The sequence below is a fragment of the Azotobacter vinelandii CA genome, from assembly GCF_000380335.1.
Lineage (GTDB): Bacteria > Pseudomonadota > Gammaproteobacteria > Pseudomonadales > Pseudomonadaceae > Azotobacter > Azotobacter vinelandii.
Map to the genome: position 1 here is coordinate 764439 of NC_021149.1, position 19450 is coordinate 783888.

The following is a 19450-nucleotide window of genomic DNA, read 5'->3' on the forward strand; positions in this document are numbered from 1 at the left end:
AGCTCCAAGGTATCGAAACGATAGCCCGTTCGGCTGATCTCTCAGGCTCGATAATTCATCGCCGTGGCTGCCGGCGATCGTTCGACGAACCGCCGGTCAGTTCGGACAGCAACTCCTGGCGCAGCCGGTGGAAGTCGTAGCCGGCCCGGTCGCGAGGATGCGGCAGACCGATTTCGACGATGCGCTTGATCCTGCCCGGACGGGGTGCCATCACCACCACCCGGTCGGCGATGAAGATGGCCTCCTCCACATCGTGGGTGACCAGCAGGCTGGTGATGCCGGAGCGAGCGCGGATGGCCTGCAGCTCTTCCTGCATCTGCTGGCGGGTCAGGGCATCGAGGGCGGCGAACGGCTCGTCCAGCAGGAGGATGCGCGGGCTGGCCACCAGGCCGCGGGCAATCGCCACCCGCTGCGCCATGCCGCCGGAAAGCTGATGCGGATAGGCGCGCTGGAAACCGTCCAGCTCCACCAGTCGGATGAACTCCTCGACCCGGCGGCGACGCTGCTCCGGCGGCAGGTTCTCGTTGACAAGTCCGAGATCGACGTTTTGCGCCACGTTCAGCCAGGGGAACAGGCGATGTTCCTGGAACACGATGCCGCGTTCGCTGCCGATGCCGCGCACCGGCTGGCCGTCGATGAGGATCTGTCCGTCGAAGGTTTCGTCCAGGCCGATCAGTAGTCGCAACAGGGTGGACTTGCCACAGCCGCTGGAGCCGAGAATGGCGATGGATTCGCCTTCGCGAATATCCAGGGTGAAGTCACGGATCGCTTCCAGCTCGCCGTTTTCGAGGGGAAAGCGTTTGCCGACCTTGTTCAGACGGACCGTCGGCAGCGCGGCGGTTGAGGAGGCGAGGGCATCGGTCATGCGTTTCTCCAGCGCGTGGCGCGCGCTTCGATCAGTTGTCCGAGGGTATTGATCAGGGCACCGGTGAGGCCGATCAGCGACATGGCGGCCATGATCCGGTCCATCTGGAACAGTTGCTGGGCCGCGATCATCAGGCTGCCGATGCCGCCATCCGAGGGCATGAAATACTCGGCGCCGATGGTGCCCAGCCAGGCGTAGATCAGCGCCAGGCGCAGGCCGGCGAAGATCGCCGGGGCGGCACCCGGCAGCACCAGGCGGGTCAGGCGAAGGCGGTGGTTCAGGCGCAGCACCCGCGCCGCTTCGTCCAGTTGCGGTGAAAGGTTGGCGATGCCCCGCCGGGTGGCGATGAACAGCGGGAAAAAGGTGGCGAAAGCGACGAACACCAGCTTGGCCGCTTCGCCCAGCCCGAACCAGGCGGTGATCAGCGGCACCCAGGCGAAGATCGCCACATGGCGCAGCACGCCGAGGGTCGGGCCGAGCAGGCGTTCGCCGGGCCTCCACAGGCCGAGCAGGATGCCCATGGCCAGACCCAGGCCGCCACCCAGCAGCAGTCCGCCCAGGGCGCGGCCGAGGCTGCGCGCCAGGGCTTCGCCCAGGCTGCCGTCGAGTAACCCGGACCAGATGCTGTGCAGTACCGCGATTGGCGCCACCAGAATATTGGCGTCGATCCATTGCCGGCTGCAGGCCAGTTGCCAGAGGCCCAGCAGCGCCAATGGCAGCAGCCAGGGTTCCAGGCGCTGCCAGTCGCTCTTTATATGCCGCCGGCGGAACTCCGCGAGCGGTGGGTGCGGCCAGAACAGCAGGCGCCGGTCGAGCAGGGCGATGCCCTTGTCCATCAGCACGCCGAGCAGGCCGATCGCCAGGATGCAGACGAAGACGATGTCCAGCATGAACAACTGCCGGCCCCAGACCATCAGGTAGCCGATGCCTTCGCTGGAGGCCAGCAGCTCCACCGCCAGCAGCGAGGACCAGGCGGTACTCAGGGCGATGCGCAGGCCGGCCATGAAGGAAGGCAGGGCGGCGGGCACGGTCAATCGCCACAGGCGCAGGTGCGGCGCCAGGCGCAGCACCGCCGCGGCTTCGCGCAGGCGCGGTTGGGTATCGCGCACGCCGACCAGGGTATGCACCGTCACCGGTACCACCACGGCCTTGATCAGCACCACCAGCTTGAGGGCTTCGCCGATGCCGAAGAACAGCATGAACAGGGGAATCCAGGCCAGGGTCGGCACCTGCGCCAGGCTGGCGAAGGTGGGGTAGGCCAGCCGCTCCAGGCGGGCGTTGGCGCCGAGCGTGGCGCCCAGTAAGGCGCCGGCGGCGACCCCTGCCAGCAGACCGAGGGCCAGGCGCCGCAGGCTGATGCCCAGATGTTCCCAAAGCTCGCCGCCGCCGAGTTCCAGCAGGGTCTGCCAGACCAGCGAAGGCGGCGGCAGCACTTGCCGGCTCATCCAGCCGAAATGGCTCGCCAGGCTCCAGGCCAGGAAGATTCCGGCCGGCACCAGCCAGGGCAGCAGGCTGTCGCCGCCCTGGCGGAAGAGCAGGCTGGACCGCGTGGGACTGTACGAAGCAGTGATTGTTCGGGACATCTCGGGCCTGATCCAGTACGGCTATGAATATTCGATATATGGATATGGTTGAATGTTTTAATTCTATTGCGTGATAACCGGATCATTAAAACGGCGCTGTTCGATTCATCTCCAATGCATTCAATGAATACTTTCAATGTCGTCGATGCATATATATCGGCCGCCCTGCGGCATATCGGGCTTATGCTGTTTGCACAAATAAAAATTACTTTTCGATATTTATGGATATTTCCCTTCTCAATCTAAGGTCGCGCCACTTTCCACCTTGATATGAGAAACATCATGGGCAGAATCCTTCGCAGACTATCCACGACCTTATTCCTTCCTTTTTTGCTGGGACTCCCGGCGCTTGATGCCGGTGTCCAGGCCGCTCCCGCAGTGCGGGAAATCCGCATCGCGGTGCCGGATCTGAGCGCGGGAGCCCAGCCCAGCGGCAACGGTGTGGTCGATGTGCTGCGTGAACAACGGATCCTCGAAAAGGAATTCGCCGCGGATGGCGTCGAAGTGCGCTGGAACTTCTTCAAGGGCGCCGGCCCGGCCATCAACGAGTCACTGGCCAACGGGCAGGTGGATTTCGCCTTTCTCGGCGACCTGGGGGCGATCATCGGCAAGTCCAATGGGCTGGATACCCGCCTGCTCACTGCCGTCACACGCAATGCCAGGATGTATCTGGCCGTGCTTCCCGGTTCCGGCATCCGCACCCTGGGCGACCTCAAGGGCAAGCGCGTCGCGGTATTCCGCGGCACTGCCTATCAACTCTCGTTCGATGCCGCGCTGGCCAGCCAAGGCCTTCAGGAGCGCGACCTGCAGGTGATCAGCCTGGATGCCAGCGCCGCCAACGCCGCGCTGGCGGCAAAACAGATCGACGCCACCTGGGCCGGCGCCGGGCTGATTGTCCTGCGCCAGCGTGGTCTGGCGGAGCTGCCATTGAATACCGACGATCTGGGCGGCGCGGGCAGCGTGCAAAGCGTGCTGATCGGTAACGGCGCCTTCGTGGATGGCCATCCCGAATTGACCGCCCGGCTAGTGCGCGCGCAGCAGCAGGCGGTGGCCTGGTTGCGCAACGGGGAGAACAAGCAGGCGTATATCGAGCTGGTCTCGCGGTTGGCCAGTTACCCGTCAGGGTTGCTGCAAACCGATCTGGCCGACGCCAACTTCAGCGAAAGATTCTCTCCGGCCCTGGATCGGGGCTTTCTTGCCCAGTTGCAGGCGAGCGTGGATCTGGCGCTGCGGCAACGGCTGATCCGCAAGGGATTCGATGTCCAGGGCTGGGTGGACGACCGCTTCCTGAAACAGGCGGTCGGGCAGCAAAGCCAATAGAACCTTGAAACGGCGGCTTCAGGCCGCCGTCGCCGGGTGCAGCCGGCGATCCTGCTCGCAGAGCAGATCGATCATGGCCCGCGCGGCCGCGGATACGCGATAGCCGGTACGCGTGACGATGCCGCACTGGGCTCCAGACCGCTCGGCATGCGGCAGGTCGACCGGCAGACGCACCATTCTCCGTGCCTCCAGCGACGGTTGGATCGCTTCGGCCGTGATGAGGCCGACGGTATCGCTGCCACGCACGATCTGCTCCAGTGCGGGCAGGTGGTCGCACTCGATATTGAGCTTGAAATCGGTGACCCCTTTCAGGTTCGCCAGTGTCTTGCGTGTCTCCAAGGGGATCCGGGCCGAAGCCAGCGGGTAGTCGAGCAGATCGCCAAGCGTCAGCCGGCCCCGATCGAGCAGAGGATGCCCCGGTCGGCAGAAATAGACGCCTGGGCGGGGTTCCAGCGGCAAGGTCTGGAAGTTCGGGTTCGTTCTGAAGTAACGAATGTCGGCGACGAAAAACTCGATCTCATCCTTGTTCAACTGACGCGCCAGACGCTCCCAGTTGTTCACCTCGAAACGCACATGGATACCGGGATACTGGCGAACGAACAGCGCCATGGTCTCGGGCACCAGCCGCGCCGCGGGCGCCGGCCCGCAACCGAAGCAGAGCTCGCCGGCATCCAGCTTGCCCATGCGTTTGACCTCATGGGCCAGGTTGCTGGCGCCGCGCACCAGTTCCTGCGCGTATTGCAGGACCACCAGGCCCTCGGGTGTAGGGCGCAGATCCTTGGCGCCCCGGTCGATCAACTGGCAACCCAGTTCCTGCTCCAGGCCCTGGATGCTGCGGCTGAAGGCCGGCTGCGTGATGCGCACGGCATCGGCGGCGCGGACGAAGCTGCGGTGTTCCACGAGGGCGAGAAAATGACGGAGCTGGCGTAGATCCACGATGCTCTCCCGGCATTCAAAATATAAATCCAGGGCATTTGTCACACCCGACGGACTGGTTTTAAATGCAGGCTCTTATTCCGTCAATGCAATAAATTTTATTTGCTTAGACGTTAATTGAATATGTCCATGCATGGCTACCGTGGTTGATCGCCGATGAACAGAACCCTTTCCCTCCGCTGTTGATCCGGGCGCCGTGTCGATACACGGCGGGCCGGAACCACTCCCGTGAACAGAATCCACGCGTTGCGCCCATGGGCGCGACAGGGGCTCCTTTCGCCTTCCGGAAAGGAAAGGAGCCCGCTTCGCCAAGGAGCGAGACGACGATGAAAGACCGAACCTCCCCCTCCACCCCAGCGCCGCGCCGGCCGATTCCTGCGCGGCATGCCCTGGGGCTGGCGATTGCGCTTGCCGGCCTGGGCGTGTCCTTGCCGCTCCGGGCCGCTGAACGGACCACGCTTGCCGAAGCCAATGCCGAGGTGGTCGGCGAGGCCGGTGGCGAATCGGCGCCGGCAGTGACTGCCCAGGTTGCCTCGAGGAGCGGCCAGCGCCTGGGCACCGTCACCGTCAATGCCCGGCGCCGCGAGGAAAGCGTCCAGGACGTGCCGATACCGATCAACAGCGTGGACGCGCAGACCCTGGAAAACCATCGCATCTACCGCATCCAGGACCTGCAGCAACTGGTGCCCAGCACCAACGTTTCCTATGTGCACGCCCGCCAGTCGAGCATTTCCATCCGTGGCCTGGGCAACAACCCGGCCAGCGACGGCATGGAGCCGGCGGTCGGCACCTACCTGGACAACGTCTACCTGGAGCGGCCCGGCATGGCCGTGTTCGATCTGCTGGACGTGGAACAGATCGACGTGCTGCGCGGCCCCCAGGGCACGTTGTTCGGCAAGAACACCACGGCGGGGGTGGTCAACATCACCAGCCGCAAGCCGACTTTCCACCCTGAGCGCAGCGTCGAGATTTCCGGGGGAGAGGACGGCTATTTCCAGACCAAGGGCAGCGTCTCCGGCCCCTTGAGCGATACGCTGGCGGGACGTCTCTCGGCCTATCGCAGCCGCGACGACGGCTACATAAAGAACATCCACGACGGTGATGAACTCAATGGCGGCTCACGCCAGGGTTTTCGCGGGCAACTGCTGTGGAAACCCAGCGAAACCTTCAATCTGCGCTGGATCGGCGAATACAACGAGGAAGACTCCGACAACGGTACTCCAACGCTCTACAGCTCCGGCCCGACCATCAATGGCGTCAATCGCTACGAGCAGCGGGCGACCGCGGCCGGGGCGCGGCTGGTCAAGGCCAGGGCGCGCAAGGTCGACCTGGATTCCGACCAGCAGGTCACTGTGTTCCAGGGCGGCACCTCCCTGGAGGCCAACTGGACCTTGCCCAACGATTTCACCCTGACCTCGATCAGCGCCTACCGCTGGTGGGACTTCACTCCGCGCAACGATCTCGATTATCTGGGCATCTCGGCTGCGATCAACGCCGGCGTCGCGGTGCGCGACAAGCAGTATTCGCAAGAGATCCGCCTGGCTTCGCCCACCGGCGACGTCTTCGACTATGTGCTCGGCGCCTACTATTTCAAGAAGGACCTGGATAACGAGACGTTCTTCTCATACGGCCCGATGGCCGATGTCTATTACGGCACCGCGCCCGGCGCACTGGCCAATGTCAGAAGCACTGGCAAGGGCCGCATCGAGACCGACAGTTATGCCCTATTCGCCCAGGGCACCTGGCACATCACCCCGAAGCTGGAACTGACCGCCGGCATCCGTGGCACCTATGAGGAGAAGGATGCCAGGGTCAGGCGCTATGCACCGACCGGTGGCAACTCGGCGAGCGGCACCACGGCCGCCTCGGTCCGTGCCTATGACTCCGGCGACCTCAACCTGTACAGCTTCAGCCCGTCCGGACTGCTCGCCCTGAGCTACCGCTTCAACGACCGCTGGCTCGGCTATGCCTCCCTGTCCCATGGTGAAAAGTCCGACGGCGTCAACCTGAGCGTGTCCAGCGCGCCCAGCGCCGGGGCGGACTCGCTGCTGGTGGGCACGGAGCGGGTCAACAACGCCGAGCTGGGCTTCAAGAGCACCCTGCTGGACGGCACCTTGCTGTTCAACGCCAACCTGTTCTGGGCCCAGGTGCACGGCTACCAGGCCAACGCCTACGACCCCGAGGCGCGCTCCTCGTACCTGACCAACGCCGGCGACGTGCGCTCCCGCGGTCTCGAAGTGGAAACCACCTGGCGACCGATCCGGGGGCTCACGATCAACGCCAATGGTTCCTTCAACGATGTCCGCTATACCGACTACAAGGATGGCCCCTGCCCGCCCGAAGTCTCTTTCCGCAGTGGCGCGCCGGCTTCCTGCGACCTCACCGGCCACCGGGTGGTCGGCGCGTCGCGCTGGATCGCCAACCTCAACGGCCATTACCAGTGGCGGCTGGACAACGGCCTGCAACCCTACGTGAACGCCAGTTACGCCTTCCGCTACCGGGCGGTCGGGACCATGGAAGACTCCGAGTACGCCCAGATCCCCAGCTATGCGGTGGTCAATCTCTCCACCGGTCTGCGCGGCGACCTGGGCAACAGCCAGTGGGATGTCTCCTTCTGGATGAAGAACGCCTTCGACAAGACCTACTACACCAGCCTGTGGAGCGCCTCCAACGGTGGCTATACCGGGATTCTCGGTACGCCGCGCACCTCGGGCCTGACCGCTCGCCTCGATTTCTGAGTTTTTTCACAACCACCCAAACAGAGGGAATATTCCCATGAGCAATGCCGCACTGAACCTGGAGTCCAACGATCTGCTCGATATCCAGCCGATCACTGGCCGCATCGGCGCCGAGATTCGCGGAGTGAAACTCTCCGCCGGACTGGATGCCGTCACCTTGGGCGCCATCCAGGACGCCCTGCTGCGCTACAAGGTGCTGTTCTTCCGCGACCAGACCCTGGACGATGCGGAACAGGAAGGGCTGGCCGAATTGTTCGGCGACCCGGCCGCCCATCCCACCGTACCGGTGCGCGAAGGCTCCCGTTGCCTGCTGGAGCTGGATAGCACGCGCCGGGCCAATTCCTGGCATACCGACGTGACCTTCGTCGAGGACTATCCCAAGATCTGCATCCTGCGCTCGCTGGTGGCTCCGGCTTTCGGCGGCGACACCGTCTGGGCCAACACGGCCACCGCCTACGACGACCTGCCGGCCGAACTGCGCGAACTGGCCGACAGGCTCTGGGCGGTGCACAGCAACGAGTACGACTACACCGCCACCCAAAAACCGGATGTCGATCCGACGGTGCTGGCCGAACATCGCCGGGTATTCACTTCCACCCTCTACGAAACCGAACATCCGTTGGTACGCGTGCATCCGCAGAACGGTGAACGAAGCCTGTTGGTCGGCAACTTCATCAAACGCGTCAAAGGTCTGTCGAAAGCCGACTCGCAGCGCCTGCTGGACATTTTCCAGGGCTACGCCACCCGTGAGGAAAACACCGTGCGCTGGCGCTGGCGTGCCGGTGACGTGGCGATCTGGGACAACCGCGCCACTCTGCATCGCGCGGTGGACGACTATGGTACCCAGGACCGCCTGGTACGCCGGGCGACCGTAGCCGGCGAAGTGCCGGTGAGCGTGGACGGCCGCCGCAGCCAGACCGTGCGCAAGGGCTGATCCCGGCTGGGCGTGGGGAGGAGAGGTTTCCCGGCCTTTCCCTCCTCCAGGCACACCTTCATTCGGCATGGCCAGCGGCATCATAGTCGGGCCAGAAGCCCTGCAATCCCCGGCGTTCGATGGCGCTGTCGACGAAGCGCGGCTCCGCCCAGTCGTCCACGCGAAACGGTTGGCGGATCAGGCGCAGTCCTGCAGCCCGCTCGACACTGTCCTGAAAGCTGGCACGCAGGAAGCCGTCCAGCCGTGGCGAATTTCGGAAACGCGGGTCGTCCCCTTCGAATTCGCCCGCGAAGAGTTCCGCGGGAATCGAACTCTGCCCGGACAGCAGTCCGATGTACTCGTTCAGATGCTCCGTGGCGGAGATCCAGGCGGCGTTTTCCACCAGCACATCCACCAGTTTCTGGGTCGCCTCGGGGTAACGGCGGATGAAGGCGGCGCTGGCGACAACCCCGGTCTGAGTGGTGGCGGCAAGGGATAATTGCTTGGTGCCGAACGGGAACTCGATACTCTGTTTGCGCAGGGCGAGCACGCCCATGCCGGACCAGGTGGCGTCTATCTGTCTGGCGGCCAAGGCGGCGCGCGCGGCGCTCCAGTCGAGGCTGACGATCTTCAGGTCGCGTTCCTGGATGCCGGCGCCGTCGAGGGCGCGGGCGAAGGACAACTGGTCGGCGGTGCCGCGGTAGACCGAAACCCGCTTGCCGCGCAGGTCGGCCAGGCTGCGGATGGCCGATTCCGGGGTTACCGCCAGGTACATGTTGGCGCCACGTCCGCCGAGGATCAGACGGGTGTCGAGGCCGCTGGCGCGGCCGATGATCGCGGCCAGGTCGCCGAGTCCGGCGAAATCCAGTTGAGCATTGGCGAAGGCTTCGTTGACCGCCGGGCCCGCGCCCTTGAAGAAGTGCCATTGGATCTTCACGCCGTCGGCGGCGAAGGCCTTTTCCAGTTGCCCGCGAATATGCGCCAGGCCCAATGGGCCGGAGGTGAAGGGCTTGGCGCCGGCGCTCTGGTCCGGCGCGCCGATGCGGATGCTGGCCGGTTGTTCGGCGGCTTGGGCGATGGAGGCGGACAAGCCCAGCAGGACGCCGGCGAGGAGGGTGCGGATGCGGCTCATGGAACACTCCGGAGAACGGTTGACGAAAACGGCGGGCCCGGGGCCACGCCTGTCATCTGAGATGTTTTTTTATTTCAGGACCCGTCTCCGGATGACGGCAATCGCATTATGGGAATATTTCGTATGCGTGACGTGCATATCCCGCCGCCCGCGGTCAGGCGTCGAAACCGGTCGACGGCAGGCCGGACAACCGTTCCGTGAGCGCGCGGTCGGTGTGTTCGATGCGGGCGATCATCGCCTGGGCCAGCGGCGAGAGCGTGCGCCCGTTGCGGCTGACGATTCCGTAGCGGGTGTGCAGCTCCTCCAGATGCTCGGGCAGATCCCGCGGGGTCAGGAGCCTGAGGTTGCCGCGCAGGATGTAGGGCTCCAGGTTGAGCGCACTGCCGATGCCGATGGCGTCCGAATGCAGCACCACGTTGAGCAGCGCGTAGGAGTGCTCGCACTCCACGGCGGGCTGGAAGTCACGTCGACCGCTGTAATCCACCAATACCTTGCGAATGTTCGGAGGACGGAAGGTGGTGGCCAGCGGGAAGGCGAACAGCTCCCGGCAGGTCGGCGCCCCGGTTTGCGCCAGTGGGTGATCCTCCCGGCAGCAGAACGTCCAGCGCTGCGGTTGCAGGCGTACCACCCGGTAGTCGGGGTCGGCCTCGAAGCGGCGGGTGTCGGCGACGAAGAATTCAATTTCGCCGGCGATCAGGCGCGCATTCAACTCCTGCCAATTATCGACCTGGAAATTCACCTGTGCCCTGGGATAGTCGGCGATGAAGCCGGCCACTGCCTGGGGCACCAGTTGCGCCGCCGGCGCAGGCCCGCAGCCGAAGCGCAACGCACCGCTCTCGGCGCCGTTCAGGCGGCCGATCTCGTTGTCCAGTTCCTGTGCCTGGCGAAGCAGACGCCGGGCATGCTCCAGCAGCACCAGACCCTGCTGGGTCGGCGGCAGATCCTTGCTACCCCGGTCGACCAGTTGGAAGCCGGCGCTGTGTTCCAGGGACTGGATGCTGCGGCTGAAGGCGGACTGGGACAGGTTCACCGCCGCAGCGGCGGCGACGAAGCTGCGGTGCTCGGCGAGAGCCACGAAGTGGCGGAGCTGGCGAAGGTCGATATGCATTTTCTACATGGAAACTTTCGATCAAATGCAATTGCTGCAAGGGGGGACGTTTTTTATAAAGGCACGCACTTATTTCCGGAAAATATAAATTTTCGATATTTATATATTTTTAAGTAATAAGCATGCCGTTTCGATACATTTCCGCCATCGGAAATGCTCGCTGGATCTTTCAAGGAGCATTTCATGGTTTTGCAACCCCGCGGGAGACCCCGCGCCTTCGCCAGGCCGAACCAGCTGTACGCTGTGCTGCTGTTGAGCGGTACCAGCCTGATACCGGATTCGATAGTTCTGGCCGACACCGATAACGATCCGATCCCGGTCCAGAGCGCACAGGCCGGCGAAGAGCCGCGCCTGGGGGCCGTTACCGTCAATGCCCGGCGCCGCGAGGAAAGCGCCCAGGACGTGCCGACGCCGATCAGCGTGCTGGATGCGCAGACCCTGGAGAATCAGCGTATCTACCGCGTGCAGGATCTGCAGCAGTTGGTGCCCAGCGTGAATGTCTCTTACGTTCACGCGCGTCAGTCGAGCATCTCGATCCGCGGCCTGGGCAACAACCCGGCCAGCGACGGGCTGGAGCCCGCGGTCGGAACCTACCTGGACAACGTCTACCTGGGGCGCCCCGGCATGGCCGTGTTCGACCTGCTGGACGTGGAACAGATCGACGTGCTGCGCGGTCCGCAGGGCACGCTGTTCGGCAAGAACACCACGGCGGGGGTGGTCAACATCAGCACCCGCAAGCCGACTTTCCACCCTGAGCGCAGCGTCGAGATCTCCGGTGGCGAGGACGGTTATTTCCAGACCAAGGGCAGCGTCTCGGGCCCCTTGAGCGACACGCTGGCGGGGCGTCTGTCGGCCTACCGCACCCGCGACGACGGCTACGTGAAGAACATTCACGACGGCGACGACCTCAACGGTGGTGCGCGCCAGGGCTTCCGCAGCCAGTTGCTCTGGCGGCCGAGCGAAACCTTCAACCTGCGCTGGATCGGCGAATACAACGAGGAGGACTCCGACAACGGCATCCTCACCCTCTACAGCACCGGCCCGACCATCGATGGCGTCAACCGCTATGAGCAGCGTGCGGCGGCGGCGGGCGCCAGGCTGGTCAAGGCCAGGGAGCGCAAGGTCGACCTCGATTCCGATCAACAGGTCACCGTGTTCCAGGGCGGCACTTCCCTGGAGGCCAACTGGACCCTGCCCAACGACTTCACCCTGACTTCGATCAGCGCCTACCGCTGGTGGGATTTCACCCCGCGCAACGACGACGGACTGAACGTTTCGGCTCAGATCAACGCCGGCGTCGAAGTGCGTGACAAACAGTATTCCCAGGAATTCCGCCTGGCCTCGCCCTTGGGGGGCGCTTTCGACTACGTACTGGGCGCCTATTGGTTCAAGCAGGACCTGGACAACAAGTCATTCAACTATTACGGCCCGCTGGCCGACATCTGGAATGGCACCGTGACCGGCGCGCTGGCCAACGTCACCAGCATCGGCGACGGCCACATCGAGACCGACAGCTATGCGCTGTTCGCCCAGGGCAACTGGCACCTGACCCCCAGGCTGGATCTGACCATCGGCATCCGTGGCACCTATGAGGAGAAGGATTCCTGGGTAAGGCGCGACGCTCCACGCGGCGGCGACGCGGTGAGCGGGGCGGCGGCCAGCCAGCGCAACAACCGGGCCGGGGCCTACGATTCCGGCGATCTCAGCCAATACACCTTCAGCCCGTCCGGCCTGCTCAGCCTGAGCTATCGCTTCAACGACCGCTGGCTCGGCTATGCGTCCCTGTCTCATGGCGAGAAATCCGGCGGCGTCAACCTGACCGTGGGCAGTGCGCCCAGCGCCGGTGCGGATTCGCTGCTGGTGGGCACGGAGCGGGTCAACAACGCCGAGCTGGGTTTCAAGAGCACGTTGCTCGATGGCACCTTGCTGTTCAACGCCAACGTCTTCTGGACCCAGGTGCACGGTTATCAGGCCAATGCCTACGACCATGCGACGCGCACTTCGTACCTGACCAACGCGGGCGATGTGCGTTCGCGTGGTCTCGAAGTGGAAACCACCTGGCGACCGCTGCGGGGGCTCACGATCAACGCCAATGGCTCGTACAACGACGTCCGTTACACCAAGTACGAGGACGCGCCCTGTCCGCCTGAAGTGGGCTTCCGGAGCGGAGCCCCGGCTTCCTGCGATCTCACCGGTCATCGCGTGGTCGGCGCCTCGCGCTGGATCGCCAACCTCAATGGTCACTATCAGTGGACGCTGAACAATGGCCTGCAACCCTACCTGAACGCCAGCTATGCCTTCCGCTACCGGGCGGTCGGAACCATCGACGACTCCGAGCACGGCCAGATTCCCAGCTATGCGGTGGTCAACCTGTCCAGCGGCCTGCGCGGCGATTTCGGCGATGGCCAGTGGGATGTCTCGCTGTGGCTGAAGAACGCCTTCGACAAGACCTATTACACCAGCCTGTGGAATTCCGCCAACGGCGGCTACGCCGGCGTGCTCGGCACGCCGCGCACCTTGGGCCTGACCGCCCGCTACGATTTCTGAGGAGTTCATCCATGCATGCCATGCGCAAGACCTTGGCGCTTTCCGTCGCCCTGGTCAGTACCGCCATTGCCGCCGCGCCCAGCGTTTATCCCACCGGCGTGACCCTCTACGACCCGGCCAAGGCCCACAACACCTACGTGATCTTCAGCGCTCCGGACCAGCAGACCCGACTGATCGACATGAACGGCAACCTGGTACGTAGCTGGGACAAGGCCGGCTTCCCGGCCACACCGATCGACCCGCGGCTCATCGGCGGCAAGCGCGGCCATATCTTTGTGCAACTGGAGGCGGTGGCCGAGCCGAGTAAGCTGGCCTCGGCGGGCAACGGCCTGCGTAACAGGACGATCGGAGAGCTGGACTGGAACGGCGAGGCCGTCTGGCAGTGGGGGGCACAGGCGCCGGGCGGCGCCGCTCACCAGCACCATGACCAACGCCGGCTGGCCAATGGCAACACTCTGGTGCTAGCCAACAAGTTGCACCCGGTTCCGGGCTTCGCCGTACCCGAAGTGATCGACGATGCGATCTACGAGGTGGACCCCGAGGGCAACGTCGTGTGGTCCTGGACCGCCTCCGAACATCTGGAGGAGTTCGGTTTCACGCCCGAGCAACTGGAGCTGGTGCGCGCCAGCAAGAACCCGGACGTGCTGCACATCAACAACCTGGCCTCGGTCGGTCCCAACACATGGTTCGATGGCGGCGACCAGCGCTTCCACCCGGAAAATCTGGTGATCGACTCCCGCGAGGGCAACTTCATCGCCATCATCGACAAGGCCACGGGCAAGGTGGCATGGCGGCTCGGACCCGATCTGCCGCCACTCGACTGGCGTGCGCCGGCCAAGGTGCCGCGCCCGGCGGACCAGTTCATCGGCCAGCACGATGCCCATATCATTCCCGCCGGCCTACCCGGTGCCGGCAACCTGCTGGTGTTCGACAACCAGGGCGAGGCCGGCTACCCACGTGCGCCGCTGGGCCTGCTGAGCGGTTCGCGGGTGCTGGAAATCGATCCGATCAAGGGCGAGATCGTCTGGCAATACACCGCCGCCGATTCCGCCCAGCCGGGCTGGGCCTTTTACAGCGCCTTCATCAGCAGCGCGCGGCGCCTGCCCAATGGCAACACGCTGATCGACGAGGGCAAGTTCGGCCGCGTGTTTCAGGTCACCCCGACGGGCGAGATCGTCTGGGAATACGTCAGCCCTTACTTCGGCAAGGCACCGGGCGGCAATGCCAGGAGCAACTGGATCTACCGAGCCCTGCCGGTGCCCTACGACTGGGTGCCGGAAGGCACGCCGCGCAGCGAAAGGGCGGTCGTTCCTCCGGCGCCGGAGTCCTTCCACATCGTCCAGGAGGATACCCGCCATGACTGAGGCTCCCCGCGTCCCGGCGGTCTACCCCAGTGGCGTGACCCGTTACGATCCCGGCAAGGCCTGGCATGGCCATGTTCTGTTCGCCGCCCTGGACCAGCGCAGTTACCTGATCGATCTGGAGGGCCGGGTGGTCAACCGCTGGGACTATTATGGCCAGCCCACCGCACTGATCGACCCGGCCGTGAATGGCGGCCGCAAGGGGCATGTGCTGGTGCGCTACGAATTGCGCCGGCAGCAGGACCCGCGCGCCCTCGGCAACGGCCTGAACGTTCACGCGATCGCCGAACTGGACTGGCACGGCCGACCGATATGGATCTGGGGCGACCAGGCGCCGGGCGGTTCGGCGCGCCAGCACCACGACTGGCAGCGCCTGGCCAACGGCAACACCCTGCTGCTGGCCAACAGGCTGCAGCGGATTCCCGGTTTCCGTCTGGACGAAAGCATCGACGACATCATCTACGAGGTCGATCCGCAAGGCCGCGTGGTATGGCAATGGCTGGCCTCGGAGCATCTGCAGGAGTTCGGTTTCACGCCCGAGCAACTGGAACTGGTGCGCAACACCGAACATGCCGACTACCTGCACCTGAACAACCTCAAGGTGCTGGGGCCGAACAAGTGGCATGAGCAAGGCGATGCGCGTTTTCACCCGGACAACCTGATCATCGATTCCCGCGAGGCCAATTTCATCGCCATCGTCGACAAGCGGAGCGGCAAGGTGGTGTGGAACCTGGGACCCAATTACCCGCGGCTGACTCGGGAGAACCAGTTTTCTCCACGGCTGCCGCGTCCAGTCGACCAGTTGGCGGGACTCCACGATGCTCACCTGATCCCCCTGGGGCTGCCCGGCGCCGGCAACCTGCTGGTATTCGATAACCAGGGCGGGTCCGGCTATCCGCCGGTACATCTGGGGGTAATGCCCGGTTCGCGGGTGCTGGAGATCGACCCGATCGACGGGCAGATCGTCTGGCAGTACAGCGCGCTCGATTCCGGCCAGCCGGTCTGGAGTTTCTACAGCTCCTTCATCAGCAGCGCCCGGCGCCTGCCGAACGGCAATACCCTGATCGACGAGGGTATGACCGGACGCATCTTCCAGGTCACCTCGGACGGCGAGATCGTCTGGGAATACATCAGTCCCTATTTCGGCGACTTCTTCGGTGGCTGCCGGAGCAATTTCGTCTATCGCGCCCAGCCGGTGCCTTTCGACTGGGTTCCGGATGACCCGGTCGGCCATTGAGTTTCCCCCGCCGGTTCGGCTTCCGGGCGCCGGCTGCAGGCGTTCGACGCGCCCAAGGCGTTCTCCGAGCCGGTTTTCCCGTGCAAGCATGCCAATCCAAGGAATTCACCATGAGCCATTTTGAACAACATAGCTCCCCATCGCCTTCCGCCCATCCGGAGCGCGGGGCACAGCCCGAGCAGGCATTGCCCGAAGGCGCCTGTCTCACCGCCCGCATCCCCGACAGCGACAACGCCAGGCTGGGCGCCATCGTCGTCAACCCGTATCGCCTGGCTCCGTTGACCGCCGTCATCCGCGACGGGGGCCAGCGCATCTCCCAGGCGCGGGTGCGGGTCAAGGGACGCGGCGAGGGAGGGGTGGACATCGATTACGCGGTCGAGGATCGCACTCTCTGGACTCACGGCGGCATCCCGGTGTTCGGTCTCTATCCGGACCATCGCAACGAAGTCGAGGTGGCCTACAGCCTGGACGGCGAACGCATTCGCGAGCGTTACTTCATCTATGCTCCGGCGGTGCGTCTGCCGGTGGTGGCCAGTCAGGAAAGCGCGCTGCCACGGGTCGAGCCGCTGAAGGTGGCGCCGCACCTGAAAAAGCGCCTGTACCTGTTCAACCACCTGCTCACCGAGATTCCCGGTAGCAACCGCCTGCTGAAGTGGAACGCTCCGGGCGGCGCCGCCGAGTGGGACTCGGTGGGGATCAATTGGATCGCCGACAGCAACGGCGACGTGCGCTGGTACCTGGACATCGAGCAGATCCACGACTCCACCCGCAAGGATGGGCTGGGGGCGAGCATGGGCTTCCAGCAGACCCGCGACGGCCACCTGATCTGGGGCCAGGGCCAGCGCTACTACAAGCACGACCTGCTGGGCCGCACGATCTGGGCGCGCACCTTGCCGGAGAAGTTCGCCGACTTCTCCCATGAGATCCGCGAGACCGAAAAAGGTACCTACCTGCTGCGGGTCGGTACCAGCGACTATCGTCGCGCCGACGGAAAGCGGGTGCGCTCGATCCGCGACCACATCCTGGAAGTCGACCAGAACGGCGATGTGGTGGACTTCTGGGACCTGAACCGAATCCTCGACCCCTATCGCGCCGAACTGCTGCACACCCTGGGACGGGCCGCGGTGTTGCTGCCCGAGGGCGTCGCCAGGAGTGACGATCTGCTGGACAACGAACGTAACGAAGGCGATGTCCTGCCGTTCGGTGACACACCCGGTGTCGGCACCGGGCGCAACTGGGCCCACGTCAACGCCATCGAGCATGACCCGGCCGACGACAGCATCATCGTCTCCGCCCGTCACCAGGGGGTGGCCAAGATCGGGCGCGACAAACAGGTGAAATGGCTGCTGGCCGATCCGCGAGGATGGAGCAGCGCCCTGCGGGCCAAGGTGCTCACGCCGGTAAACGCCGCTGGCGAGGTATTGGCGCAGAATCCCAACGGCAGTTATCCCGAGGGCTTCGACTGGTCCTGGACCCAGCACACCGCCTGGCTCAGCAGCAAGGGAACGCTCACCGTGTTCGATAACGGCTGGGGTCGCAACCTGGCGCCCACTCGCCTGGAAGGCAACTACAGCCGGGCGGTGGAATACCGCATAGACGAGGAGAAGGGCACCGTGCAGCAACTCTGGGAGTTCGGCAAGGAACGCGGCGACGCCTGGTACAGCCCGATCACCTCGGTGGTGGAGTACCGCCCGGAATCCGACACCCTGCTGATCTACTCGGCGGCGATCGGGCATCTGACGCCACAGCGGCTGACCCGGCCGGTGCTCAGCGAAGTGAAGTACGGCACCCAGGAAGTGCTCAGCGAATTCCGCGTGGTCAGCGGCCAGCCGGGCAACGTCGGTTACCGGGCGCTGGTGATCGATCTGGAGCGGCTGTTCTGAACCGCAGCCCTTTGAAAATCCCGTACGCTTTCTTGGTCGGAAGGTTGAAATAGCGAGGTCGACAGCGCTTGGGTGGGAGCGAATTCATTGGCGATGCCTTGGCACCGTTCGCCACCCATCCGGATGGACCCCGTCCAGCCTTTACGGACAGGCAGCCGAGGCATCCAGCCAAAGCCCTTGGAAGGGCCGTTCCTAACCCACCACCCGGTTGCGGCCGGCGTGCTTGGCCTGGTAGAGCGCCGCATCGGCGCGCTTGAGCACCTCCTCGGCGCTGGCGGAGGTATCCGGCCAGTGCGCCACGCCGGCCGAGACGGTGACGCTCGGACAGTCCTCGCCGCTGGCCGCGCCCATCCTGGCGCGGACCCGCTCGGCGACCTGGCGGGCCGCTTCCAGGCTGGCGCCCGGCAGCAGCATGAGGAATTCCTCGCCGCCGTTGCGGCAGAGCAGGTCGCTGGCGCGCGAGCATTCGTTCATCTGCCGGGCGAGGTATTGCAGCACGCGGTCGCCGGATTCGTGCCCGTGGTTGTCGTTGACCTGCTTGAAATGGTCGATGTCGAGGGCGATGACCGCGAAGGGCTGGCGCTGCTGCTGCCAGCGTTCCAGTTGGGCTTGCAGGCGGCGACGGTTGGCCAGGCCGGTCAGCGGGTCGGTCAGGCTTTCCTGGCTGAGCTTGCCGAGGCGCTGATGGAGCAGCGCCAGGCTGCCGAGTATCGCGCGCTTGAGCTGGTCGGCCTCGAAATACCAGGCATGGACACGCCGTACCTGTTCCAGCGCTTCCTCGGTATCCCAATGCTGGGCGCTTTTCGCCAGTTGCCGGAGCGGCCGCGAGATGAGGTGCGAGAGCCACCAGATGCCGACCAGCGACAACAGCAGCAGCGGCAGGGACAGGCGCAGGGTATTCAGCATCAGGCCATCCAGTTCCTCCAGGGTGAATTCCAGGGGGCGCTGAGCGACGATGCCCCAGCCGCTCGCCGCCACCGGCGCGAAACCGGCGAGCATCTCGATGCCTCGGGAATTGATCAGCGCCTGGCTGCCTTCCTCGCCGCGGATCACCCGCTCGACCACCGGATTGTCGACGGCGATCTCGCCGACCCGTCCCTGGTCCTGGTGGTAGATCAGCCGGCGATTGTGGTCGATCACATAGAGGTAGGAACCGTCCTGATGGAAGTGCTCGCCGAGCAGGGTGTGCAGGATGTTTCCGTGCTGCAGGTGGATGCTGCCGCCGATATAGCCCCGGTAGGTGCCGTCGTCGGCGAAGATCGGCTGCGAGATGAACACCACCAGTCTGTTCTTGGCGCTGATGTAGGGGTCGCTGATCAGCGGGCGGCGCTTTTCCAGGGCCTCCCGTACGCCCGCGCTGTCGACCGTCTGGCCGAGCAGGCCGAGGCTCTCGGGCGAGGTGGCCAGTACCTTGCCGTCGTGGCGGATCACGACAGCCGTGTTGAAATGGCGGTTCTGCCGGATCAGACGCTCGGTCTCGTCGGCCATGCGCTCCGGCCGGTCCATCCGGTCCTTCAACTGGTCGGCGCTGTAGGCCAGTTCCTGATGCATGTCGTCGAGCAGCTTCTCGGTGGCTTGGCGGCGTAGACGCGGTTGGACTCCAGGGTATGGCGGATCAGCAGGTCGCGCTGGGTCCGATAGCTGGCATGGAAGCTGTTGATGAAGCTGAACAGGGCGATCGCCAGGCTGGCCAGGAGAATCAGGCGGTGGAGGTCGGGCCGGGTGTGGATAGGCATGGGCGTGTCTGGCAAGGGCAGGCCGTTCCCCTTCCGTGGGGGCTGGCATCGCTTCCTGTGTAAGGGGCGTCGGGGTGTCCGTGGCGCGCCG

The 19450-nt window shown here is 64.7% G+C and carries 14 protein-coding genes; 7 read left to right on the plus strand and 7 right to left on the minus strand.

Annotated features, from left to right (window positions below; translation table 11 throughout):
• Window positions 1-55 precede the first annotated feature (55 nt).
• A complete protein-coding gene (locus AVCA_RS03715; RefSeq protein ID WP_012699479.1) occupies window positions 56-865 on the minus strand; it encodes an ABC transporter ATP-binding protein in 810 nt (269 codons plus the stop codon).
• Window positions 862-2448 (minus strand): ABC transporter permease, encoded by a 1587-nt coding sequence (locus tag AVCA_RS03720; protein WP_012699480.1) that lies wholly within the window; start codon window positions 2446-2448, stop codon window positions 862-864. Before AVCA_RS03720 ends, AVCA_RS03715 begins: the two co-directional genes overlap by 4 nt.
• Before the next feature lie 282 nt (window positions 2449-2730).
• On the opposite strand from AVCA_RS03720, the gene AVCA_RS03725 reads away from it, so the two are divergent.
• Window positions 2731-3768, plus strand: a complete 1038-nt coding sequence (locus AVCA_RS03725) for an ABC transporter substrate-binding protein (RefSeq protein WP_175556038.1) — start codon at window positions 2731-2733, stop codon at window positions 3766-3768.
• Window positions 3769-3786: 18 nt separating this feature from the next.
• Here AVCA_RS03725 and AVCA_RS03730 read toward each other — a convergent pair whose 3' ends face one another.
• The gene (locus AVCA_RS03730) at window positions 3787-4704 is read right to left on the minus strand and encodes a LysR family transcriptional regulator (protein ID WP_231876423.1); all 918 of its coding nucleotides are present in this window, start codon (window positions 4702-4704) and stop codon (window positions 3787-3789) included.
• 326 nt (window positions 4705-5030) lie between these two features.
• Between AVCA_RS03730 and AVCA_RS03735 the strand changes: the two genes are divergently transcribed.
• Window positions 5031-7442: a TonB-dependent receptor gene (locus AVCA_RS03735; protein ID WP_012699485.1), complete on the plus strand. Its 2412-nt coding sequence runs from the start codon at window positions 5031-5033 to the stop codon at window positions 7440-7442.
• 37 nt (window positions 7443-7479) lie between these two features.
• Complete coding sequence (locus tag AVCA_RS03740) at window positions 7480-8376, plus strand: TauD/TfdA dioxygenase family protein (protein WP_012699486.1); 897 nt, start codon at window positions 7480-7482, stop codon at window positions 8374-8376.
• Window positions 8377-8434: 58 nt separating this feature from the next.
• Here the strand turns inward: AVCA_RS03740 and AVCA_RS03745 are convergent, their stop codons facing one another.
• Both AVCA_RS03745 and AVCA_RS03750 read right to left on the minus strand, forming a co-directional pair.
• Window positions 8435-9487 carry an ABC transporter substrate-binding protein gene (locus AVCA_RS03745; protein WP_012699487.1) on the minus strand — a complete coding sequence of 351 codons (1053 nt, stop codon included), beginning with the start codon at window positions 9485-9487 and terminating at the stop codon, window positions 8435-8437.
• Between the two features lie 154 nt (window positions 9488-9641).
• Window positions 9642-10595: a LysR family transcriptional regulator gene (locus AVCA_RS03750; protein ID WP_012699488.1), complete on the minus strand. Its 954-nt coding sequence runs from the start codon at window positions 10593-10595 to the stop codon at window positions 9642-9644.
• 183 nt (window positions 10596-10778) lie between these two features.
• Here AVCA_RS03750 and AVCA_RS03755 point away from each other — a divergent pair, with 183 nt between their 5' ends.
• The 4 genes from AVCA_RS03755 to AVCA_RS03770 all read left to right on the plus strand — a co-directional run bounded on the left by AVCA_RS03755 (window position 10779) and on the right by AVCA_RS03770 (window position 17623).
• Window positions 10779-13142 carry a TonB-dependent receptor gene (locus AVCA_RS03755; protein ID WP_373878255.1) on the plus strand — a complete coding sequence of 788 codons (2364 nt, stop codon included), beginning with the start codon at window positions 10779-10781 and terminating at the stop codon, window positions 13140-13142.
• An 11-nt stretch (window positions 13143-13153) separates the two neighbouring features.
• Window positions 13154-14506, plus strand: coding sequence for an aryl-sulfate sulfotransferase (locus AVCA_RS03760; RefSeq protein ID WP_012699491.1), 1353 nt, complete (start codon window positions 13154-13156; stop codon window positions 14504-14506).
• The gene (locus AVCA_RS03765; RefSeq protein WP_231876445.1) at window positions 14499-15740 is read left to right on the plus strand and encodes an aryl-sulfate sulfotransferase; all 1242 of its coding nucleotides are present in this window, start codon (window positions 14499-14501) and stop codon (window positions 15738-15740) included. The genes AVCA_RS03760 and AVCA_RS03765 overlap by 8 nt, the downstream gene beginning before the upstream one ends.
• Window positions 15741-15850: 110 nt before the next feature.
• The gene (locus AVCA_RS03770) at window positions 15851-17623 is read left to right on the plus strand and encodes an aryl-sulfate sulfotransferase (RefSeq protein WP_012699493.1); all 1773 of its coding nucleotides are present in this window, start codon (window positions 15851-15853) and stop codon (window positions 17621-17623) included.
• A 192-nt stretch (window positions 17624-17815) separates the two neighbouring features.
• Here the strand turns inward: AVCA_RS03770 and AVCA_RS03775 are convergent, their stop codons facing one another.
• Together AVCA_RS03775 and AVCA_RS03780 are read right to left on the minus strand one after the other, a co-directional pair.
• The gene (locus AVCA_RS03775) at window positions 17816-19174 is read right to left on the minus strand and encodes a sensor domain-containing diguanylate cyclase (RefSeq protein WP_236616342.1); all 1359 of its coding nucleotides are present in this window, start codon (window positions 19172-19174) and stop codon (window positions 17816-17818) included.
• On the minus strand, window positions 19138-19359 hold the full coding sequence (locus tag AVCA_RS03780; protein ID WP_012699495.1) for a hypothetical protein: 222 nt from the start codon (window positions 19357-19359) through the stop codon (window positions 19138-19140). Before AVCA_RS03780 ends, AVCA_RS03775 begins: the two co-directional genes overlap by 37 nt.
• Between the last annotated feature and the right edge of the window lie 91 nt (window positions 19360-19450).